Origin of the sequence: Pseudomonas citrullilanati (assembly GCF_030580855.1) — a bacterium.
Lineage (GTDB): Bacteria > Pseudomonadota > Gammaproteobacteria > Pseudomonadales > Pseudomonadaceae > Aquipseudomonas > Aquipseudomonas citrulli.
Genome location: NZ_JAUQOP010000003.1, coordinates 58,002 through 80,708 on the forward strand (window position 1 = coordinate 58,002; position 22,707 = coordinate 80,708).

Annotated in this window: 17 protein-coding genes; 4 read left to right on the plus strand and 13 right to left on the minus strand. The window is 65.1% G+C overall.

Translation table 11 applies throughout. The features are described from left to right. Positions 1-105: 105 nt before the first annotated feature. The 3 genes from xylG to Q6A48_RS03310 all read left to right on the plus strand — a co-directional run bounded on the left by xylG (position 106) and on the right by Q6A48_RS03310 (position 5,340). Positions 106-1,650, plus strand: a complete 1,545-nt coding sequence (xylG, locus tag Q6A48_RS03300) for a D-xylose ABC transporter ATP-binding protein (RefSeq protein WP_304551959.1) — start codon at positions 106-108, stop codon at positions 1,648-1,650. Then, positions 1,651-2,787: a sugar ABC transporter permease gene (locus Q6A48_RS03305; protein ID WP_304551960.1), complete on the plus strand. Its 1,137-nt coding sequence runs from the start codon at positions 1,651-1,653 to the stop codon at positions 2,785-2,787. Positions 2,788-2,979: 192 nt separating this feature from the next. Further along, positions 2,980-5,340, plus strand: a complete 2,361-nt coding sequence (locus Q6A48_RS03310) for a putative bifunctional diguanylate cyclase/phosphodiesterase (RefSeq protein ID WP_304551961.1) — start codon at positions 2,980-2,982, stop codon at positions 5,338-5,340. Between the two features lie 3 nt (positions 5,341-5,343). Here Q6A48_RS03310 and Q6A48_RS03315 read toward each other — a convergent pair whose 3' ends face one another. The 8 genes from Q6A48_RS03315 to Q6A48_RS03350 all read right to left on the minus strand — a co-directional run bounded on the left by Q6A48_RS03315 (position 5,344) and on the right by Q6A48_RS03350 (position 16,112). Further along, positions 5,344-5,775: a type 2 periplasmic-binding domain-containing protein gene (locus tag Q6A48_RS03315; protein WP_304551963.1), complete on the minus strand. Its 432-nt coding sequence runs from the start codon at positions 5,773-5,775 to the stop codon at positions 5,344-5,346. Between the two features lie 8 nt (positions 5,776-5,783). Beyond that, entirely contained in the window at positions 5,784-7,022 is a 1,239-nt protein-coding gene (locus tag Q6A48_RS03320) for a porin (RefSeq protein WP_304551965.1), read from the minus strand. A gap of 192 nt (positions 7,023-7,214) precedes the next feature. Further along, positions 7,215-9,104, minus strand: coding sequence for a sensor histidine kinase (locus Q6A48_RS03325; protein WP_304551966.1), 1,890 nt, complete (start codon positions 9,102-9,104; stop codon positions 7,215-7,217). 691 nt (positions 9,105-9,795) lie between these two features. After that, the gene (locus Q6A48_RS03330; protein WP_304551967.1) at positions 9,796-10,020 is read right to left on the minus strand and encodes a formate dehydrogenase subunit delta; all 225 of its coding nucleotides are present in this window, start codon (positions 10,018-10,020) and stop codon (positions 9,796-9,798) included. Further along, the gene (gene fdhF, locus Q6A48_RS03335) at positions 10,017-12,893 is read right to left on the minus strand and encodes a formate dehydrogenase subunit alpha (RefSeq protein ID WP_304551969.1); all 2,877 of its coding nucleotides are present in this window, start codon (positions 12,891-12,893) and stop codon (positions 10,017-10,019) included. The genes Q6A48_RS03330 and fdhF overlap by 4 nt, the downstream gene beginning before the upstream one ends. Next, on the minus strand, positions 12,890-14,449 hold the full coding sequence (locus Q6A48_RS03340; RefSeq protein ID WP_304551971.1) for a formate dehydrogenase beta subunit: 1,560 nt from the start codon (positions 14,447-14,449) through the stop codon (positions 12,890-12,892). Before Q6A48_RS03340 ends, fdhF begins: the two co-directional genes overlap by 4 nt. Further along, complete coding sequence (locus tag Q6A48_RS03345; RefSeq protein ID WP_304551973.1) at positions 14,443-14,925, minus strand: formate dehydrogenase subunit gamma; 483 nt, start codon at positions 14,923-14,925, stop codon at positions 14,443-14,445. The genes Q6A48_RS03340 and Q6A48_RS03345 overlap by 7 nt, the downstream gene beginning before the upstream one ends. Before the next feature lie 353 nt (positions 14,926-15,278). After that, the gene (locus tag Q6A48_RS03350) at positions 15,279-16,112 is read right to left on the minus strand and encodes a gamma-glutamyl-gamma-aminobutyrate hydrolase family protein (protein ID WP_304551974.1); all 834 of its coding nucleotides are present in this window, start codon (positions 16,110-16,112) and stop codon (positions 15,279-15,281) included. Positions 16,113-16,252: 140 nt separating this feature from the next. Between Q6A48_RS03350 and Q6A48_RS03355 the strand changes: the two genes are divergently transcribed. Beyond that, the gene (locus tag Q6A48_RS03355) at positions 16,253-16,954 is read left to right on the plus strand and encodes a cyclase family protein (protein WP_304551976.1); all 702 of its coding nucleotides are present in this window, start codon (positions 16,253-16,255) and stop codon (positions 16,952-16,954) included. Positions 16,955-17,006: 52 nt separating this feature from the next. On the opposite strand, the gene Q6A48_RS03360 is transcribed toward Q6A48_RS03355, so the two are convergent. The 5 genes from Q6A48_RS03360 to Q6A48_RS03380 form a co-directional block, all read right to left on the minus strand. Continuing rightward, entirely contained in the window at positions 17,007-17,369 is a 363-nt protein-coding gene (locus Q6A48_RS03360) for a response regulator (protein ID WP_304551978.1), read from the minus strand. Beyond that, entirely contained in the window at positions 17,366-19,549 is a 2,184-nt protein-coding gene (locus Q6A48_RS03365; protein WP_304551979.1) for a PAS domain-containing sensor histidine kinase, read from the minus strand. The genes Q6A48_RS03360 and Q6A48_RS03365 overlap by 4 nt, the downstream gene beginning before the upstream one ends. A gap of 108 nt (positions 19,550-19,657) precedes the next feature. Next, complete coding sequence (locus Q6A48_RS03370; protein WP_304551980.1) at positions 19,658-20,485, minus strand: amidohydrolase family protein; 828 nt, start codon at positions 20,483-20,485, stop codon at positions 19,658-19,660. Next, a complete protein-coding gene (locus Q6A48_RS03375) occupies positions 20,478-21,764 on the minus strand; it encodes an MFS transporter (protein ID WP_304551981.1) in 1,287 nt (428 codons plus the stop codon). The genes Q6A48_RS03370 and Q6A48_RS03375 overlap by 8 nt, the downstream gene beginning before the upstream one ends. Positions 21,765-21,893: 129 nt before the next feature. Further along, on the minus strand, positions 21,894-22,625 hold the full coding sequence (locus Q6A48_RS03380) for a GntR family transcriptional regulator (RefSeq protein ID WP_304551983.1): 732 nt from the start codon (positions 22,623-22,625) through the stop codon (positions 21,894-21,896). Positions 22,626-22,707 lie beyond the last annotated feature (82 nt).

Here is a 22,707-nt window from a genome sequence, read left to right on the forward strand (position 1 = left end):
CAGCCCATCCACTATCGATGCAAGCTGAACCACCGCTATCGCGAGCAAGCTCGCTCCCACAGGTTGCGCGGTTTGCCTGGAGCCCATTTTTCATGAGTCCTTGCCATGTCCGACTACCTGCTGCAAATGAACGGCATCGTCAAGACCTTTGGCGGTGTGAAGGCCCTGAACGGCATCGATATCAAGGTCCGTGCCGGTGAATGCGTCGGCCTGTGCGGCGAGAACGGCGCGGGCAAATCCACGCTGATGAAGGTCCTGTCGGCGGTCTATCCCCATGGCACCTGGGAGGGTGAAATCCTCTGGGACGGCCAGCCGCTCAAGGCCCAGTCCATCAGCGACACCGAAGCGGCCGGGATCGTCATCATCCACCAGGAGCTGACCCTGGTCCCCGACCTGTCGGTGGCCGAGAACATCTTCATGGGCCACGAGCTGACATTGCCCGGCGGGCGCATGAACTACCCGGCCATGATCCACCGCGCCGAAGCCCTGATGCGCGAGCTCAAGGTGCCGGACATGAACGTCTCGCTGCCCGTGTCCCAATATGGCGGCGGCTACCAGCAACTGGTGGAAATCGCCAAGGCGCTGAACAAGCAGGCGCGCCTGCTGATCCTCGACGAACCCTCCTCGGCCCTGACCCGCTCGGAAATCGAGGTGCTGCTGGACATCATCCGCGACCTCAAGGCCAAGGGCGTCGCCTGCGTCTATATCTCCCACAAGCTCGACGAAGTGGCCGCCGTGTGCGACACCATCTCGGTGATCCGCGACGGCAAGCACATCGCCACGACCGCCATGGCCGACATGGACATCCCGAAGATCATCACCCAGATGGTCGGACGGGAAATGAGCAACCTCTACCCCACCGAACCCCATGCAGTGGGCGAGGTGATTTTCGAGGCGCGCCACATCACCTGCTACGACATCGACAACCCCAGGCGCAAACGGGTCGACGACATCTCCTTCGTGCTCAAGCGGGGGGAAATCCTCGGCATCGCCGGCCTGGTCGGCGCCGGGCGCACCGAGCTGGTGTCAGCGCTGTTCGGCGCCTACCCCGGCCGCCATGAAGGCGAAGTCTGGCTCGACGGCCAGCCGATCGACACGCGCACCCCGCTCAAGGCGATCCGCGCCGGCCTGTGCATGGTCCCCGAAGACCGCAAGCGCCAAGGCATCATCCCGGACCTGGGCGTGGGCCAGAACATCACCCTGGCGGTGCTGGAAAACTACTCGAAGATGACCCGCATCGACGCCGAGGCCGAACTGGGCAGCATCGACAAGGAAATCGCGCGCATGCACCTCAAGACCGCGAGCCCGTTCCTGCCGATCACCAGCCTGTCGGGCGGCAACCAGCAAAAAGCCGTGCTGGCAAAGATGCTCCTGGCCCAGCCCCGGGTGTTGATTCTGGATGAACCCACCCGCGGCGTGGACGTCGGCGCCAAGTACGAGATCTACAAGCTGATGGGCGCGCTGGCGGCCGACGGCGTGTCGATCATCATGGTGTCGTCGGAACTGGCCGAGGTGCTGGGGGTGTCCGACCGCGTCCTGGTGATCGGCGAAGGCCAGTTGCGCGGCGATTTCATCAACCAGCAACTGACCCAGGAACAAGTGCTCGCCGCCGCGCTCAGCCATAACAATAATGATCGGAAGTCCGCGTAGATGAATCAGGTCAAACAACTCTTCTCCCGCTACAAGATGCTCGCCCTGATGATCGCCGTGGCGATCATCTGGCTATTCTTCAGTTGGCAGACGGAGGGCGGGTTCGTGACCCCGCGCAACCTCTCCAACCTGCTGCGGCAGATGTCCATCACCGGGATCCTGGCCTGCGGCATGGTGCTGGTGATCATCAGTGGCGAGATCGACCTGTCGGTGGGCTCACTGCTGGGGCTGCTGGGCGGGCTGGCGGCGATCCTCGACGTGGTCTATCACATCCCGCTGCTGGCGAACCTGAGCCTGGTCGCCTTGTGCGGCCTGGTGATCGGCCTGGGCAACGGCTACATGACCGCCTACCTGCGCATCCCCTCGTTCATCGTCGGCCTGGGCGGCATGCTCGCGTTTCGCGGGATCCTGCTGGGGGTCACCGGCGGCACCACCATCGCCCCGGTGTCGCCGGAGCTGGTCTACGTCGGCCAGGGTTACTTGCCGCACACCGTGGGGACCGGGCTGGGGGTGTTGCTGTTCGTCCTGACCCTGTTCCTGACCTGGAAACAACGGCGCAACCGCGCCCTCCATGGCCTGGCGGCCCACGCCCTGGTGCGTGACGTATTGCGCGTGGTGCTGATCGGCGCAGTGCTGGCCGGGTTCGTCTATACCCTCAACAGCTACGACGGCATCCCGGTCCCGGTGCTGCTCCTGCTGGCGCTGCTCGGCGTGTTCAGCTACGTCACCAGCCAGACCGTGTTCGGCCGGCGGGTGTACTCGGTGGGCAGCAACATGGAAGCCACGCGGCTGTCGGGCATCAACGTGCAAGCGGTGAAGCTGTGGATCTTCGGCATCATGGGCGTGATGTGCGCCCTGGCCGGCATGGTCAACACCGCACGCCTGGCCGCAGGCTCGCCCTCGGCCGGCAACATGGGCGAACTCGACGCCATCGCCGCCTGCTTCATCGGCGGCACCTCCATGCGCGGCGGTTCCGGCACCGTCTACGGCGCCCTTCTTGGTGCGCTGGTCATCACCAGCCTGGACAACGGCATGTCGATGCTCGACGTCGACAGCTACTGGCAGATGATCGTCAAGGGCAGCATTTTGGTGCTGGCGGTGTGGGTGGATGTGAGTACGCGAACGGGGCGGCGTTGAATTCGCGACGGCGATGATCCGGTCGCCATCGACGTTGCGGCGTACCGGCCAACGGCATTTTTTGGTCTATAGTTTCCTGCGAACCCGTTTTGATAAACCTGTTCGCATGGACGCAATCGGGCGCTTGCACCATCCGTCCTCCTGGCGGGTGTTCGCTAACCTGGAATGCCGGTACGACGCACGGAGCACATCATGTCGATCCAACGGACGAGTGGGCTGAGGCAGGCTCCTGGCGTCGCCACCTCCGGCGATGCCGCGCCCCGCCCCGCTCGCCAGTTGTTTCGACAGGGCCTCGGCCACCTCCGGGAAGCCTACATCCTGCTCCCGCTGCTGGCGCTGCTCCTGTTGATCGCGCTCTGGTCCGCCACCTTCTACCTCATCCGCGTCGAACACACCCGCGCCCAGCGCAATGCCGCGGCGCTGAGCCTGGAGATCAGCGCCACCTATGAAGCGCAGATGCTGCGCGCGGTGCGTGAGATCGACCAGACCCTCAAGCTCGTCAAGTACGCCTACGAGGCGGAAGGCGAACACAACCCGCTCGCCGGACTCAAGGAGCGAGCGCTGTTGCCGCCGCCGTTGTTGTTCGACGTCAGCGTGGTGGACGCCAACGCCCGGCTGGTCGCCAGCACCCGCGCCAACGACACCCGCTCTGGCAACGATCCTGAAGAACTGCGCACGCTGCGGCACAACGACACGCTGCTGGTCAGCCTGCCGTGGAAAGACCCGCTCACTGGCGAGTGGCGATTGCGCTTCAGCCGGCGCCTCGACGGGCCGCAAGGCACGCTCTCGGGCCTGGCCAGGGTCGAGGTGGACGCGGCCTATTTCGCCAGCAGCTACGACCCGTCGAAACTCGGCGCCCAGGGCGTGCTGGGGCTGCTGGGCACCGATGGCGTGTTCCGGGTCCGGCGCACCGGCGACGCCGTGCAGGCCGGCGATGCGGTCGACTACGCGGCGCTGGTGCCCGACACCGAGGACACCCAGCCGCTGCTGCTGACCAACCGTTGGGACGGCGTGCGCCGCTACACCAGTGCCCGCCAGCTGTACGACTTCCCCCTGGCGGTCATCGTCGGGCTGTCCGAAGAGGAACAACTGGGCGCCGTGACCCGCCAGGCCCATGTCTATTTGCGCCGCGCCGCCGGTGGCAGCCTGCTGCTGGTCTGCCTGGTGGGCCTGCTGAGCCGGATGAGCTGGCAGCTGGCGCAGAGCCGCCTGCAGGCCGCCGAAGCCAAGGTCGCCTACGCCGAACGCGTCGAATACCTGGCCTACCACGACGGGCTCACCGCGCTGCCGAACCGCAGCCTGTTCAGCAAACTGTTGACCCAGAACATCCATGAAGCCAGCCGTTACCAACGACAGATGGCCGTGCTGTTCCTCGACCTCGACCGTTTCAAGCTGATCAACGACACCCTCGGCCACGATGCCGGCGACCAACTGCTGCAAGAAGTCGCCAACCGCCTCAAGGCGTGCCTGCGCGAGAGCGACATCGTCGCCCGCCTGGGTGGCGATGAGTTCGTGATCCTGCTGCCGCAGTGGTCGGAAGAAAAGTACGTGGCGGCCACCGCCCAGAAAATCCTCGGCGCGATCGCCAGGCCCTTCAACCTGCAGGGACAAGAGTTTCGCGTGACCGCCAGCATCGGCATCAGCCTGTATTCCCGCGATGGCCTGGACGAGCAGACCCTGAAGAAGAACGCCGACATCGCCATGTACCAGGCCAAGCAACAGGGCAAGAACACCTTCCAGTTCTACTCCGAGCGATTGAACGCGGAGTCCCTGGAGCGGCAGACCCTGGAGCTGGGTTTGCGCCACGCGTTGGAACGGGACGAGTTCCGGCTTCACTACCAGGCCAAGCGCGACATCCGCAGCGGCCAGATCACCGGCATGGAAGCGCTGTTGCGCTGGGAACACCCCGACCTGGGCCTGGTGGCCCCCATGCAGTTCATCCCGGTGGCCGAAGAAACAGGCTTGATCGTGCCCATCGGCCAATGGGTGCTCCGTACGGCCTGCCTGCAAAACGTCGCCTGGCAACAGCAAGGGTTGGCGCGGCTGTGCGTCGCGGTGAACCTGACGGCCCGGCAGTTCTTCGACGAGCACTTGTTGACCGACCTTGCCACGGTCCTGGCCGACACGGGCATGGACGCCAGCCTGCTGGAACTGGAAATCGCCGAGAGCTTGCTCATGCAGGACGTCAAGAGCGCCCTCCAGGTCCTGACCGGGTTGAAGAAGCTGGGCATCCGCATCGCCATCGACGATTTCGGCATCGGCTACTCGTCCCTGTCGGCCCTGCAGCAATTCCCGCTCGACTCCATCAAGATCGATCGCTCGTTCATCCGGGACGTGGCCCGGGTGTCAGAGGATCGCGCCCTGACCGAGGCCATCATCACCATGGGCCGCAGCCTCAGCCTGACGGTGGTCGCCCAGGGCGTGGAGACCAAGGAACAAGCCGACTTCCTGCGGGACAACGCCTGCGACGAATTCCAGGGGTTCTATTTCAACAAGCCGGTGCCCGCCGCAGAGTTCCAGGCCTTGCTGCACGCGCAGACGCCCCGGCCATAGCCTTCACGGCGAATCCGAGGGCACCACCCGCACGCTGTCGTCCACTTCACGGGCATCGATGTAGCCGATGCTATCGGGATGATCGGCCAGGTACTTCTTCACCTCCGCGCTGCTGGCGAGGGCTTCCGGCGGCTGGCCCCGGCCGGTGAAGATGATTTTCGACCAGTGCGCCTTGAGCTGGGCGGCGGACTTGCCGGTGAAGCGGGTATAGAACTCATCGCGGATCGGCGAACCTTCCGGCAGGTCGACCGGCGTCGCCGAACCGCCATCGGGAAAACGATTGGTCTTGCCCAGGAAGATATTCGCCACCTGGGTGCTCGCCAGCGTCTTCACCGGGCTGGCGCTGGCGACGACCACCACCACGTCGGCCAGCGCGAGCGTGCTGCCGGCGGACAGCACCAGCGCACACCCGCTGTGCATGAGAAAACGCTTCATCGGCCCCATCAGAAAACGAAGTCCATGGCGATGCTGAGCAGGCTGAACGAGCCGCCGGGCTCGAAGTCCGGCTGGAAGTTGGTCAATGGCCCGGTTGCTTTGTTGCCAAGGCGCGTGTGGTCGTACTGCAGCTTGGCGTCCATGTTTTTCGAGAAATCCCAGCGCACGCCCAGGGACAGGGTCCGTTGGCGGCTGCCCGAGCCAAGGATGCCGTTGAGCGCGCCGTTGAGTTCACCCGCCGGCCCTGCCAGCTCCGGCGGCAGGCTCGAGGTGTCCAGGCCCTCGGTGGACGTTTCGCTCACGGTCCTGGAACGGGCATAAGTGACATAGGGCGTGAAGGCGTTGATCCTGTAGCCGCCGCTGATGTACCAGGCGCTCATTTCGCCAAACACCGCGTGGCTCTTGAAATGCCCCCATTCCCCCATGACGAACCAGTCGCCCGGGTCGTAGATGGCGCCTACGCCAACGAAATTGAAGTGCTTGCCCTTGGTGTCGTAGCGATCGGCAATGTCGTTGCCCTGTTCGCCAAATTGCCGGAAATCGTCGAACAGGGGGTTGAACGGCTCATAGGTCAGGTGCGTCTGCTGGAAGGTGAGACGGGTGGTCAAGGCGCCGTATTCGGTCAGGTTGGAAACGCCCCACGACCCCCGCGCGCGGGTTTCACCGGTGCCATGGGGCATCTTCACCGTGCTCTGGCCCACGTTGCCCTGCACCGTGTTGGCGACGTCCCCGATGTGCAGCCGGTAACTGAGGTCCATCCCATCGGTGCTGGTCACCGGAATCATGCTGTAGACCTCCCCTGGCGGCCGCACCCAGGGCAGCGTATAGCCGACCTTGCGAGTGTCGGAAAACAGGAAGGCCGGCTGCACCGTGCGGCCGATGCGCAGGCTGAAGTCCGGCGTGACCTGGTACTTGAAGTTCGCCCACTCCAGGGAAGGCCGGTAGCTGTTGTCGTAGCGCTGCTCGGAAATGACCTGCACCACCGCCGAGAGCTGCGGGTTGAAACGGGCCGTCACCTGGGCGCCGATCAGGCTGTCGACATCGGCGCTCCAGTCCCGGGTATGCCCGGTGCCATTGGGCTTGTAGATACTGGAGGTGTAGTCGGCGTTTTTCTCGTTGGAATGAACCATCCCCACCGTGCCGAAACTGCTCACGGAAAAGGTCGGGCCCTGGTCGGCGGCGTCCGCGCCGCAGGCATACAGCGCTATCACGGCCAACGCCAGGGGGTTGAGTCGAGGCGCGATCATGGATCAGCGCGACCGTGTCGCGAGGACACTGTCATCCAGCCGCTCTGGCCCCCTGGAACGTGAAACCGTATCGACTGCGCAATTGCCTGGAAGGACTGCCACCATGCGTTCTAATCCTTGTAACGTTGGGTCAGTAGGCATTCGGTGATGCCACGAACGAAATTGTAGTCGACAAACCACCACTTGCCCGGCTCACGCCCGGCTGGCCGGGGCCGCAGGCTGGGTCGGCAGTTCCAGGATGAAGGTGGCGCCCTGCCCTGGCCCGGCACTCTGGACCTTCAATGCCCCGCCCATCTCCATCGCGGCCAGCACGCAACTGTGCAGGCCGAAGCCGTGGCCATCCTTGCGCGTGGTAAAGCCGTGGGCAAAGATGCGCGTCAAGTTGTCTTCGGCGATCCCCTCGCCGTTATCGATGACCCGGATGACCAGGACCTGTTCCCCGGTCAATTCGCCTTGCAGGGTAATCACCGGGGTGCGATCGGCCATGTCGACCATCGCGTTGGCGGCGTTCTTGATCAGGTTGACCAGGATCATCAGCACCCGATGCTTGTCCAGCGCCACCGCGGGCAAGCCGGAGAACGCCTTCTGCACCGTGACCCGCCGGGCCGTGAGGACGCCGGCGTTCATGCGCAACGCATCCTCGATCAATGGCTGGACCTGCACGGTCTCGCACAGTCTGGAGGCGCCTGAATACGATTGCTGGGCCGCCACGACCTCCTTGATGTGGTCGATGCTCTTGGTCAATTGCTCCAGCTCTTCGGCCATGCTTTTCTGCTCGACCGCCAAGGCTTCCACCACCTGGTTCAGGTAGCCGGGCAGCAACTTGCCCTTTTCGTCCTGGGAGATGAAATGGCCCAGGTCGTCGGTGTGCTGGTTCATCAGTTGCATCGCCTTGCCCAGGCCCTGGGCCTTGCTGCCGCGCAGCTTTTGCGTCAGCACTTCGGCGGAGACGTTCACGCTGTTGAGGACATTGCCCACGTTGTGCAGCACGTTGGTGGCGATCTCGGCCATGCCGGCCTGGCGGGCGACGGCGACCAACTGGGTCTGGGCTTCGGCGGTGCGCAGGCGACTCTGTGCCAGTTGCCAGCTCATGCGGCTCAACAACGCCACCAGGCACATCAACATCAGGCTTCCGGCGGCGGCCCGCCACACATAGGTATGGGCTTGCTGGGTGACGGCCGCCAGTTGCTCTTCCTCGGACAGCCCGACGATCACCGCCAGCGGCAAGTCGTAGAGCTGGCGGGCGCTGGTGTAGCGGCGCACGCCGTCCCAGTCGTTGGTCAGCAACAGCGCCTGGGTGTCCTCGGTGTCCGGCACCAGCGCCGCGTAATCCACCGTGTCACCGGCTTGCACGGTCTCCCCGGTGCGCCGCACCCGGAACACGCCATCGGTGCCGAGCAACCCGAAGACGCCCTGCTCGCCGAGTTTCGACGCATCGTAGCTGCTGACGAAATAGGTCGCGTCGACCTCGACCCTGGCGACCCCGGCAAACCCGCCATCGGTGGCGTTGAGACGACGACTGAAACGCAAGCGCCATTCGCCGTTGAGCGGGTTCTGCCAGGGGCGGCTGATCAACAGCGCATCGTTGTGCCGCAACGTGCGCAGGTCTTGCGCATCGTCGCCCCCTTCCGTCTCGTTGGCCCGGGTGCTGGCCACCAGCCCGGCATTGGCATCGATCACGCTCACGTCGAACAACAGCGAAGGCGGCAACAACGCCCGCTCCTTCAGCCTGGGCAGCGGGTTGCGCTGGCCTTCCGCCTCGTAGGTGTACTTGACCAGCTTGAGGGTCTGGTCGATTTCGTGGACCGCGCGCAGCATCTGGGCTTCATAGGTCGCGCTGGTTTCCAGGCTGACCGCCGCCGCGTTATGCCGCGCCCGGGCCAGTTCGCTGCTGATGAGGTACAGCGTCGTCAGCCAGATGGCCAACAACAGGAAAACCGCCAGCAGCGGGAAAAGCACATAGGCTTCCTTGACATGGCCGAGCCCGCGCCGAAACACGCGGTTCAGGGCGTGGGAAACCGTGTCCGCGGACCTGGCGATACCGGAGGCCAACCTCAGTCCATCTGGCCGTTGAAACGACATCATGCGCTCCCTGCGTTGTACCGGGGTGTTCCTTGCGGCGTTCGGGCAAAACGATTGACTGCAAAAACTATAGATCACAAAACAGGTGCGAGCGCCCGGCGGTTCAACCCTGGATCGACGAACCACAGGCTCGCTCCCACAGGGGATTGGGGGCGGGCTCTGGACTTGAAATCACTGAGATCAATTGTGGGAGCGGGCTTGCCCGCGATAACGCCGGCACATTCAACATCATCGACTCAGCCAGACCGCTATCGCGAGCAAGCTCGCTCCCACAATGTGCCTGGTGCGACCACAACCCCACTGCCCGACTGAAATCCCGGTGGGAGCGAGCCTGCTCGCGAAGGCGCCGGCACTGGCAATATCCCTGCAAGCTGACACACCGCTTTCGCGAGCAGGGCTCGCTCCCACAATGTGCCAGGGGCGGCCACACCCCACTGCCCGACTGAAATCCCGGTGGGAGCGAGCCTGCTCGCAAAGGCGCCGGCACTGGCAATATCCCTGCAAGCTGGGCACACCGCTTTCGCGAGCAGGGCTCGCTCCCACAGGGGTAGGTCGGCCCGAACGACACCTGGGATCCGTGCATCAGCGTCAATGAGCTGTAAACTGAAACGCACGCAGCCCCGGTCGGCACCCCGCCGTCATCGACGAGGGTCCCGACCGGGGCTGCGTGCGGTCGCCAAGGTGCCAACGGCTATGGCGTGGCTTGCGCGGTCTCCGTCAGCGCTTCCAGTACCAGCGGATGCAGCACTGCCTCCGGATGTTTTTCCTGCCAGTCCGCCAGTTCCCGACGCATCAACGGCGTCCAGAAACTGCGCATATGCTGGCGCACGCCATTGACCGCCAGGGCGTGGTCCGGCTCGCTGGAGAAGTACTGGGCGATCTGGTTGGCCATCTTGATCAGGCTTTCAGCACTCATCGGCGCACCTCGGCTTTTTCGGCATGGCGGCGTTCCCTCAGCAGGCGGCCTTGTTCATCGCTGAACGCCTGGTAGCGTTTCTGCCATTCCGAAGGCTGGCTGACCCGTACGATCTCGACCGCCGTGACCTTGTATTCCGGGCAGTTGGTGGCCCAGTCGGAGTTGTCGGTGGTGATCACGTTGGCACCCGATTCCGGGAAGTGGAAGGTGGTGTAGACCACTCCCGGCGCCACGCGCTCGGTCACCTTCGCCCGCAGCACGGTCTGCCCGGCGCGGCTGCCGATGCCGACCCAATCGCCATCGACGATGCCACGGTTCTCGGCGTCGGTCGGGTGGATCTCCAGGCGGTCCTCCTCGTGCCAGGCGACGTTGTCGGTTCGCCGTGTCTGCGCACCGACGTTGTACTGGCTGAGGATGCGCCCGGTGGTCAGCAGCAACGGGTAGCGGTTGTTGACCTTTTCCTCGGTGGGCACATACCCGGTGAGCATGAACCGGCCCTTGCCGCGCACGAACTGCTCGATGTGCATGGTCGGCGTCCCGTCGGGCGCGGCGTCGTTGCACGGCCATTGCAGGCTGCCGTGGCGATCCAGCTCGGCGTAGCTGACGCGGGTGAAGGTCGGCGTCAGACGGGCGATTTCATCCATGATCTGCGACGGATGGCTGTAGTCCATCCGGTAGCCCAACGCGTTGGCCAAGGCAATGGTGGCTTCCCAGTCCGCCTTGCCGGCCAGCGGCTCCATGACCTTGCGCACCCGGGAGATCCGCCGCTCGGCGTTGGTGAAGGTGCCGTCCTTCTCGAGGAACGAGCTGCCCGGCAAGAACACGTGGGCGAACTTGGCCGTTTCGTTGAGGAAGATGTCCTGGACGATCACGCATTCCAAGGCGGACAACGCGGCTGTCACGTGCTGGGTGTTGGGGTCGCTCTGGGCGATGTCCTCGCCCTGGCAGTACAGCGCCTTGAAGGTGCCGTCCAGCGCCGCCTCGAACATGTTCGGGATACGCAAGCCCGGGTCGGGTTGCAGGGTAACGTTCCACGCCTGTTCGAACTGGGCGCGCACGGTTTCGTTGGAAATGTGCCGGTAGCCCGGCAGCTCGTGGGGGAACGAGCCCATGTCGCAGGAGCCCTGGACGTTGTTCTGGCCACGCAGCGGGTTCACCCCGACACCCTCGCGGCCGATGTTGCCGGTGGCCATCGCCAGGTTGGCGATGCCCATCACCGAGGTGCTGCCCTGGCTGTGCTCGGTCACGCCGAGGCCGTAGTAGATGGCGGCGTTGCCACCGGTGGCGTAGAGCCGTGCGGCGGCGCGGATCTGCTCGGCGGGCACGCCGCAGACCGCTGACAGCACTTCGGGCGAGTTCTCCGGCTGGCTGACGAAATCGCGCCAGCGGGCGAAATCGGCCGCTTCGCAGCGCTGCTCGACGAAGGGCTGGTCGACCAGTCCTTCGGTGACGATCACATGGGCCAGCGCGTTGAGCATGGCCACGTTGGTGCCCGGACGCAATTGCAGGTGCAATTCGGCACGGGCGTGGGGCGAATCCACCAGGTCGATGCGCCGCGGGTCGATGACGATCAGCCGGGCGCCCTGGCGCAGGCGCCGCTTGAGCTGGGAACCGAAGACCGGGTGGGCGTCGGTAGGGTTGGCGCCCATCACCAGGATGACGTCGGCTTTCATCACCGAATCGAAATTCTGCGTACCGGCCGATTCCCCCAGGGTTTGCTTGAGGCCATAGCCGGTGGGCGAATGGCAGACGCGGGCACAAGTGTCGACGTTGTTGTTGCCGAACGCCGTGCGCACCAGCTTCTGCACCAAGTAGGTTTCTTCGTTGGTGCAACGGCTGGAGGTGATGCCGCCGATGGAGTCGCGCCCGTACTTGAGCTGGATGCGGCGCAACTCGCTGGCGGCATAGGTCACGGCCTCGTCCCAGCTGACTTCCTGCCACGGATCATTGATGTGCTTGCGGATCATCGGCTTGGTGATGCGGTCCGGGTGCGTCGCGTAGCCCCAGGCGAAGCGGCCCTTGACGCAGGAATGGCCGTGGTTGGCCTGGCCGTTCTTGTCCGGGACCATGCGCACCAGTTGCTCGCCCTTCATCTCGGCGCGGAAGGAACACCCCACGCCGCAGTAGGCGCACGTGGTGATGACGCTGCGCTCCGGCTGGCCGACTTCCACCACGCTCTTGTCGATCAGGGTGGCCGTCGGGCAGGCCTGGACGCAGGCGCCGCAGGACACGCATTCGGAGTCGAGGAAATTCTCGCCGCCGGCCGCTTCGACCCGGGAGTCGAAACCGCGCCCGCTGATCGTCAGGGCGAAGGTGCCCTGGATCTCTTCGCAGGCCCGCACGCAGCGACTGCACACGATGCACTTGCTCGGGTCGTAGTCGAAATAGGGGTTGGAGACATCCTTCGCCTCGGCCAGGTGGTTGGCGCCCTCGTAGCCGTAGCGCACCTCCCGCAGGCCGACCTGCCCCGCGACTGTCTGCAACTCGCAGTTACCGTTGGCCGGGCACGTCAGGCAGTCAAGCGGGTGATCGGAGATGTACAGCTCCATGACGTTGCGACGCAGCTTGGCGAGCCTGGACGTCTGGGTGTTGACCACCATGCCTTCGGTCACCGGCGTGGTGCAGGACGCCGGATAACCGCGCATGCCTTCGATCTCTACCAGGCACATGCGGCAGGAGCCGAAGGCTTGCAGGCTGTCGGTGGCACAGAGCTTGGGAATGGTGGTGCCGAGCAAGGCCGCCGCGCGCATCACCGATGTGCCGGAAGCCACGGTGATTTCGCGACCGTCGATGGTCAGGCTGACCTGCACCTCGCTTTCGCGCGCCGGGGTGCCCAGGTCGATATCGCTGCTGGGGTCGAAGATGTTGATCATTGGTCGGCCTCCGTGGTCGCCAGACCGAAGTCGGCGGGGAAATGCTTGAGGGCGCTGACGACAGGGTAGGACGTCATCCCGCCGAGGGCGCAGAGCGAGCCGTATTGCAGGGTGTCGCAAAGGTCGTGCAGCAACAGCACCTGTTCCTGGCGCGCCGCCGCATCGGTGCTGGCGAGCAGGCGATCGACCACCTCCACCCCGCGGGTGGAGCCGATCCGGCAGGGCGTGCATTTGCCACAGGATTCCTCGGCGCAGAATTGCAGGGCGAACCGGGCCATGTGGGCCATGTCGAGGCTGTCGTCGGCCACCACCACGCCGCCGTGGCCGAGCATCGCGCCCATGGCGGCGAACGCTTCGTAATCCAGCGGCGTGTCGAACTGCGACGGTGGTACCCAGGCCCCCAGCGGGCCACCCACCTGGGCCGCCTTCAACGGTCGACCGCTGGCCGTCCCGCCACCGTAGCCTTCGACCAGTTCCCGCAGGGTCAGGCCGAATGCACGCTCGACCAGCCCGCCCTGGCGGACGTTGCCGGCCAGTTGGAACGGCATGGTGCCCAGGGAACGGCCCATGCCGAAGTCGCGATAGAACTGCGCGCCCTTCTCCAGGATCACCGGGATCGAGGCCAGGGTCACCACGTTGTGGACCAGGGTCGGCAGGCCAAACAGGCCTTGCAGCGCAGGCAGTGGCGGCTTCGCCCGCACTTCACCGCGCTTGCCTTCCAGCGATTGCAGCAGCGAGGTTTCTTCGCCGCAGATGTAGGCCCCCGCCCCCACCCGTACCTCCAACTCGAAGGCGCGACCGCTGCCGCCTGCGTCCGCGCCCAGGTAACCGGCGGCGCGAGCGATGCGCAGGGCATCGTTCAGGGTGCTGACGGCATCCGGGTATTCCGAGCGCACATAGATGTAGCCCCGGGTGGCGCCGACGCTGATCCCGGCAATGATCATGCCCTCGATCAGCAGGAACGGATCGCCCTCCATCAGCATGCGGTCGGCGAACGTCCCGGAGTCGCCTTCGTCGGCGTTGCACACCACGTATTTCTGCGGCCCGACGGCGTCGCGCACGGTACGCCACTTGATGCCCGCCGGGAACGCCGCCCCGCCCCGCCCGCGCAGGCCGGAATCGAGGACACTGGCGACCACGTCCAGGCCGTCCATCTGCGCGGCCCGGGCCAGCCCGAGGAAACCGCCCTTGGCGCGGTAATCGTCCAGGGACAAGGGCTGGGTAATGCCGGCACGGGCAAACAGCAAGCGCTGCTGGCTCTTGAGATAGGGAATGTCCTCCACCGGCCCCAAGGCCAACGGGTGGCTGCCGGGGTCGCCGGCCAGCGCATCCAGCAGGCCCGGGACATCCTGTGGCGTGACCGGGCCGAAGCCCAGCCGCACGCCGGCACTGTCGAGCTCCACCAGCGGTTCCAGCCAATAGAGCCCACGGGAACTGGTACGACGCACCTCCAACGGCAGTTGCCGACGCTCGGCCTCCGCCGCCAGCGCCACCGCCACCTTGTCGGCGCCCACCGCACGGGCCACCGAATCACGCGGGATGCAGAGCGTCAGCATGCGCCGTCCTCCAGGCAAGCATTGACCAATTGGCGCAGGCGCTCCGGGGTCAAGCGTGCGTGCAGCTCACCGTCCAGCTCCAGGGTCGGCGAACAGACGCAGGCACCCAGGCAATAGACCGGCCGCAGGCTGATGCTGCCATCGGCGCTGGTGCCGTGGTCGTCCAGCCCCAGGTGCTCGCGCAACTGCGCGGCCAGGCCTTCGGCGCCCATGCTCTGGCAGGACTCGGCGCGGCACAGGCGCAAGGTATGGCGCGCCGGCGGCGTGGTACGGAAGTCGTGGTAGAAGCTGATCACCCCACGCACTTCTGCCTGGCTGAGGTTGAGGGCATGGGCGATTTCAGGGACGGCGGCGTCGGGCACATACCCGCAGCCTTCCTGGATGGCGTGCAGGATCGGCAACAAGGCACCGGGGGTGTCCTTTTCAAGCGCCAACACACTCTGGATCAAGGGCAGGTGAAGCGTCTCATCAGGCATAAAATACCTCGGCATCTCGAACGACACCGCCGCCTGGCGGCCGCCGTCCGGAGTCTTGGCTGCGGCGTCCGGCCCACGTCACGGTAGCGTGGCTCATCCGGTCGCCATTCTCGCTCACCGGCCAAGTGTCTTGGGCGCACTCGGTCCGGGGCATCATCACAGCTTGCCACTCCCGCTGCCGGGCGGTAGCCCACAGGCGACTCAACGTGTTCTGAAAGCGACTGGGCCTGGGCAGCCGTCCCGTGGCAGCGGGAAATCACGAAGCCCTATAAGTGTAGGCGACCGTGGGCGAAGGGTTGAGCCCATAGCCGACGAGTCAGCGCGGGCACGCAACCCCGGGGCCAATATGCCCGCTACGACCTTGCCGACATCGAACGCATCGCGCGCGCTCGGCAGGCCTCGCCAAATGCCCGGAAAATGGCGAGGTAGTCCGGATTCGAGGTCACCTGCCACTCCGGATGCCATTGCACGCCCAAGGCGAAGGTCTTGCTGCCTTCCACCGATAGCCCTTCCACCAGCCCATCCTCGGCCACGGCCTCGATGCGCAAGCCTGGCCCGACCCGGTCGATGCCCTGGCCGTGAACGGAGTTGACCTCGATCGCACCGGACAACCCCAGGCGGGACAGCACTCCGCCCGGCTGCACCGTCATGGCGTGGGTACGAGCGTACTGGTCCTCGACGGGTTCGTTGCTGGGAGGCTCGTGCTCGGCGCCGGGACCGTCGAGGCATTGGTGAAGACTGCCACCGAACGCCACGTTCATTTCCTGGAAACCGCGACAGATGCCCAGCACCGGAACCCCCGCCTCGACGGCCGCACGCCAGAGCGGCAGCGCCAGGTGGTCGCGGGCGGGATCGTGCGGCGTCCTGGGTGGGCTGGGCGGACCACCATAGTGATGCGGCTCGATATTGGAGGGAGAACCGGTGAACAGCAGGCCGTCCAGGCCTTCGATGATCTCGGCCAGGCCCAGCCATTGGGGAAACACCGGCACAATCAGCGGCAGCCCCTTGGCCGCGCTGGCCACCGCCTGCGCGTATTTGTCGTTACTGATCTGCACGGCGTGGGGACCGATCTGCCACGAACAGGCAATGATTCCAATCCTGGGCAACGGCGTTTTACTGGCATCGCCAGACTGGGCCAGGGCCTGCCCACCGTGTTGTTCGTCAAAGTTCGCGCGATCGAAAGGCATAGGCGTACGTCCGTGTCGAATTTACAGATTGGAGGGCGACATGAGGCCGGTCGTTCATTCAGGATAAGGGGCGCCAGCCAGCAGGTGGAACGCTGCTGGAACGCTAACGCCATTGCCCAGAGCGGCCAGACAGGTCACCCATGCCCAGCCTTCACTTCAACCGCATCGTCAATCTCAGCCATCCGATCCACCCCGGTATCGCGTTATGGCCCGATGACCCACCGGTGGTATTCAAGACCGAGGCCTCGTTGCCAACGCAAGGCTATTACCTGCGCAGCTTCAGCATGGGCGAACACAGCGCCACCCACATGAATGCGCCAAACAGCTTCGATGCCGATGCCATGGGCATCGACGGCTACGCCCCGGAGTCGCTGGTGCGACCGGCCGTGATGGTGGACCTGGCGAGCCGGGTACGGGAGGACGCCGACTACGTCATCGGCGTCCAGGACCTCGAGCACTGGGAACAGGCCCACGGCCGTATCCCCCAAGGCTGCGTGGTGCTGTTCCATACCGGTTGGCAGTCGCGCTGGACGGATCCGCAACGTTTCATCCAGGTCGATGCCCACGGCCTGCACTTTCCGGGCGTCGGCGCCGCCGCCAGCCGGTTCCTGCTGGAGCAACGCGACATCGCCGGGATCGGCATCGACACCCATGGCGTGGACCCGGGCCAGGACACCACGTTCGCCAGCAATCGAGGGGTGTTGCAGCGCGGCGGCATCATCCTCGAATGCCTTGCCCATCTCGACCAGCTACCGCCGACCGGCTCTACGCTGGTGATTGGCGTGTTGCGCCTGGAGGCGGGCTCGGGCTCGCCGGCCAGTGTGTTGGCGTTTGTTTCCTGAACGAATCTCAAGGCTTTTCGCACAGCGCCCAGCCCGAGACGCGCACCGGGTATCAGCCCCGCAACGCCAACTCCACCTTGGCCTGCAACTCCGCCGCCGAAAACGGCTTGTGCAACACCGGGAACCCAGCGAACTCCGGTGACACGCCGCTGGCGCCGTATCCGGTGCTGAACAGGAAGGGGATTTTGCGCGCGCGCAGTCTCTCGGCCACCGGGAACACGCGCTCGCCGGCCAGGTTGACGTCCAGGATGGCCAGGTCGACCTCCACCGAACGGGCCGTCTCAAGTGCCGTGGCGAGTCGGCCGACGGAGGCCACCACGGTACAACCGAGGTCCTCCAGCATTTCCTCGATCAGCATGGCAATCGCCCCCTCGTCCTCGACGACAAGCACCCGGATTCCGGGGAATGGGGTCATGCGCCGGTTGCTCCGACCAGGAACGAGAAGCGGCAGCGGACGCCTTCGGGGGCGAACGTAAGCGTGAACTGGCCGCCCAGGTCGCGCTCGATGCAGCGCTTCATCAAGCGCAAGCCCAACCCTTGCCGCTCTGGCGGGGACACCGGGGGGCCGCCCTGCTCACGCCAGTCCAGGGTCAGCAGGGTGCCATCGACCTGGTGTTGCAGGTCCCAGGTCACCGACAGCGTCCCCGTCTCCGCCGACATCGCGCCGTATTTGAGCGTGTTGATCGCCAGTTCGTTGAGAGTCATCGTGAGGTTGAGCGCCACCCGGGTACCGACAAGGATGGAGGGCCCCGCCACCTCGACGCGCTGGGGCTCGTGCCCGAGCACCGGCATCAGCACTTCACGGGCCAGGGAATCGAAGGGCGTGTCGCCCCAATGCCGCTTCGTCAGCAGGTCGTGGGCACGGGACAAGGCCAGGAGCCTGGCTTCGAACCGCCGGTAGCCATCCTGGGCATCGTCGGCGTTGCGCGCGGTCTGGGCGGCCAGGGACTGCACCGTGGCCAGGGTGTTCTTGACCCGATGATTGAGTTCATCGATCAAGGTTTTCTGGCGGTTCTCGGCCTGCTTGCGCTCGGTGATGTCCACCAGCATGTTGATCGCCCCGACCAGGTTGCCATCGGCGTCGTGCAGGGGCGTTGGGTAAGGGATGAACGGAACGCGGGTACCGTCCGGCCGCTCGGCGATGGCCTCGACACCGCGAATGGCGCGATTTTCCTTGAGCGCAACGGCCATCGGGCACTGGTCGTGGGCAAGCGCGCTGCCGTCGGTGTTGAACAGTTTCCAGGTCACGCACCACAGGTCGCCCAACTGCGGCGTGCGGCCCGACAGTTCGACAGCCTCGCGATTGTAGAACGTGATGCGCCCTTGTGCGTCAGTGGTGTAGACCGCGGCGGGCATGGCTTCGAGAAGATTGCGCATGTGCCGTTCGCTTTCGCGGACCTGGTTTTCCATGCGTCGCGCGACCGTCACGTCCTGCAGCACCCGCACGCCATAGCGGAACTCGCCATTGGCGTTGCGCACCGACGAACTGTGCACGTCCAGGTAGACGATTTCACCATCCGGCTTGAGCGCGCGCTTGCGCTGCACGTAGGTGTCCAGTTCCCCGGCCACTTGGCGCGCGTACAGGGTGGCGTCTTCAGCGACGCAATCGGGGTGGGTATAGTCCAGGAACGTCATCGCCAGAAGTTCTTCGCGAGAGCGGCCCAGCATGGTGCAGAAGGCATCGTTGACGCGAAGCAGGCGACCGTTGGCATCGGCTTCGGCAATGCCGATGGTAGCGGCCTCGTACGTCGCCGCCAGGCGGTCGTCGCTCTCCTGGCGCGCCGCCTCGGCGGTATGCACGCAGGTCACGTCGATGGTGAAACAGCGGGTATTGAAGAGCTTTCCGTCTTCGAAGCGCCCGTTCGAGGTGATGGTGACATGCTTGATCGAACCGTCCTTGGCCCTCAGGCGTGCCGGGTAACTCTCCAGGCAAGCGCCGCTGCCGAGCTTGTCGAGGATGTCGCCGATCACCGGCTCGTCGACATGGAACTCGCTGATGGGCCGGCCGATGTATTCGTCGGCCGAGTACCCCAACAGCGCCAGTTCAGCCTTGTTGGCACGCAGGATGATGCCCTCGCCGCTGACGATGTGCAGGCCTACGGCACTGTTTTCGAAAAAGTCCTCGAGGTCGGCGCTCTTGCGCCGCAGTTCCTCGGCCATGGCATGCTGCGCCGTGACGTCCTGGAAGCAATTGATGGCCCCTTGGATGACACCGCGGCGATCCCTGAGGGGGCGGACGTTCATCAAGGCGACGAAACGCGAGCCATCCGGGCGCTGGATAAGGACTTCCTGGTTGCGTGCCGCCGCGCCTGCGTTGAGCACCGCGGCCACCGGACATTGGTCGAACGCCAGCGGCGCGCCATCGACCTGGAACAGACGATGGGAACCGCAGAACCGGTCCCCACCCTCGCCGAGCGCCGGCGCGCGCCCCCACAGCCCGGCGGCCTCGCTGTTGTACCTGACGAGCCAGCCGTCCTTGTCGCAGAGGTACACCGCACCGGGAATGGCTTCGAGTGCGTTAGCCCCGATCGATAGTAGGCTTTCGTACTCGCTCGGTGCCGGGGTGCCCCTGGCAAGTTCTTCGACGTTCAACATTGATCATCCTCGATCCGTCCGGCTGCAAGGCGCTCGCAGGCCGGTGCGGCATTTTCCGTAGAGTCTAGATCCTGATTCGTCGTACGAGTTCAGATAAGCCAGCGCGCTTCAAAATTTGAACAGCGCCTTGGGGGCCTGTACCAGCAGGGCGTGGCGCAGCGCCGCCGTGCACGCCAGGACCTGCAACTGGCCGATCACCGTGTCGAAACCCACGGTCTGTTCATGCTGGGTGTGCGGCCAATCACTGCCCCACACCAGCCGCTGCGCGCTGAACCGCTGCTCGAGAAGGGCCAACGCCGCCTGGGCGAATTCAAGGTTCTGGCGATCGGTTCCGGCCAGTCGATAAATGCCGGACACCTTCATCCACACCTGCCCGCTCGTTCCCAGCGCCATCAGTTCGGCGAAGCCTGGCTGAGCGAGGCCCAGGCGCGCATCCGGGCGGCCGAAATGATCGATCACCAGGCGGATGCCAAGGGGCAGCAGTTGGCGAATCAATCCCGGCAGGTCTTCGACATGGCGATGCAACTCGACATGCCAGTCCAGCTCGGCGATGTGTGCGAAGAACCCCTTCCAGGCGGCGTCGCGAAAATCCGGCAGGGCCTGGCCCATCAGGTTCAAGCGAACGCCGACCACGCCCGAGCGGGCCATGCTTTCCAGCTCGGCCCGGCGGACACCCTGTGCCAGCACCACCACCCCGCGCAATCGCTGCGGCGCCTGGCGCAAAGCGCTCAACAGGTAACGGTTGTCGGTGCCGAGAAAACTCGGCTGCACCAAAACGCCGTGACTCAGGCCATGGGCTTGCAAGTGGTCGAGGTACTGCGCCAGCGTCGCATCGTAGCCGGGGGTGTAGCGCCGCGCGCAGACCAGCTCCAGCTCGCGGCTGAACACATGTGCGTGGGAGTCGATGCCGGTGATCGGCGAGCAGGTATCAGGCATGGGCGCTCTCGTTGGGGGCGGCAGTGTGTTCCGATGGCGTCGACGCTTGCAGGCTGCGGCCACGGGTTTCCGGCAGGCACAACGCCGCGATCACCGCCACGCCATAGGCGATGCCGGCGTCGATGCCGATGGCCGAGCCCAGGGACATCGAATCGCTCATGTGCCCGACGAGGAACGGGAACACCGCCGACAGCACGCGACCGAAGTTGTAGCAGAAGCCGACGCCGGCGCCGCGCACATCCGCCGGGTACAGCTCGTTGAACAGCGCCCCGAGGCTCGCCGGGATGCCGGCCGCGAAGAAGCCCAGCGGGAAGCCCAGGAACAGCATCTGGGTATTGGTCAGCGGCAGGAACACATAGCACTGCACGGTCACCACGCAGCACAACGCGAACAGCACGATGTTCTTGCGCCGGCCGATGCGATCGATCAGCAGGCCGCTGACCACGCAACCGCACCAGAAGGCAAGGATGATCACCGCCAGGTAGCCGCCGGAGTTGAGCACCGACAGGTTGCGCTCGGTCTTGAGGAAGGTGGGCAGCCAGGTCATCACCGCGTGGTAGCCGCCATGGGCACCCAGGCCCAGCAGGCCGCCGAACAACGTCACCCGGATCAGTTCAGGCCGGAAGATGCCGCCCAGGGACTTGAAGAAGCTCTGCGGGATGGCCTTTTCCTTTTGCAGGCGCTGGAAACTGTCGGGTTCTTCGACGTTGCGCCGGACCCAGATGATCAGGAACGACGGCAGCAGGCCGACGATGAACATCACTCGCCAGGCCATGTCCTGGGGCACGAACGAGTAGATCAGCGTGAACACCCCGACGGCCAGGCCCCAACCCACCGCCCAGGCACTTTGCACCGTGCCCATGACCTTGCCGCGATACTGGGGGTTGATGGTCTCGGCCATCAGGACCGCACCGGCGGCCCATTCACCACCGATGCCGAAACCTTGCAGCGCCTTGACGACCAGCAGCTGGTGGAAGCCGGTGACGAAGGCCGACAGGAAGGTGAAGAACGAGAACCACAGGATCATCCATTGCAGGGTCCGCACCCGACCGTAGCGGTCCGACAGCGTCCCGCCGACCCAGCCGCCCAGGGCCGAGGTGACCAGGGTCACGCCGCTGATCAATCCCGCGTCGCCCTTGGACAAGGCAAACGCGGCGATCAGCGCCGGGATCGCCAGGCCGAACATCTGCACTTCCAGCGCGTCGAGCGACCAGCCGCCGAAACAGGCCCAGAACGTTTTGCGCTCCCGCGCGGTGACTTGGCGATACCAACTGAACATTTTCTTATCCTTATGGGGGAATCAAAGGCAGCCGAGAGCGAACCGCGCCGCTGCAGGGCCAGTCATGGCAAACAAAACGGAACCAGCGCCGAGACTTCGCCGCCGGCAGCTGCATCAACCCGTCATGGGTCAGCGAATCTCCACGCTGTAGCGGAAATGCTCGGCATGCCCGCGTGAGCGTCGCCATTCCAAGGGCGTACCGGCGTAGTCACGCGCCAGGCGCTCGATCACCACCACCGGGCTGTTGACCGGCACTTGCAGCAAGCGCGCGTGCACGTCGTTCACCGACTCAGCGGTGAGGGTTTCCTGGGCGTAGGCGACCACCTGGCCGCAGGTTTCTTCGTAGATGGGGTACAGCAATGGGCCTTTCTGGCTCAGGTCGATTTCCAGCAACGCCTGGAAGCGACTGCGCGGCAACCAGATTTCTTCGGCGAGCACCGGTTCGATATCGAGCAGACGCAAACGGACAATGCGAATCACCGGGGCGTCGGCAGGCAGCCCCAGTGCCTGGGCCACCGCTGAGGGTGCGGCCACCGGTTCGATGGACAAGATCCGGCTCTCGGGAACCTGGCGCTCGCCCGAAGCCGTCTGGAAACGGAAAAAACGAAACAATGATGACTGAAACTGTGGCCGACGAATGAACGTGCCGCGCCCCTGCTGGCGTTCCAGGATGCCTTCGCTGACCAAGGCGTCGATGGCCTTGCGCACGGTGCCGGTGGACAGCTGGTACTCCGCCGAGAGCGCGGCCTCCGTGGGAATCGCCTCCCCCGGACGCCAGCGGTTGTTGGCGATCTGCTCGGCCAATTGGTCGCGCAGGCGTTGATAGAGCGGCAGGCGCACATCACTGGACAGGGGGTTCATTGACCTTATTCACCTTGTTATCTAGTCATCTATATGAATATGCCGGCGAGTATTTCCCGTGTGCACTCGGCTGTCAAGCCAG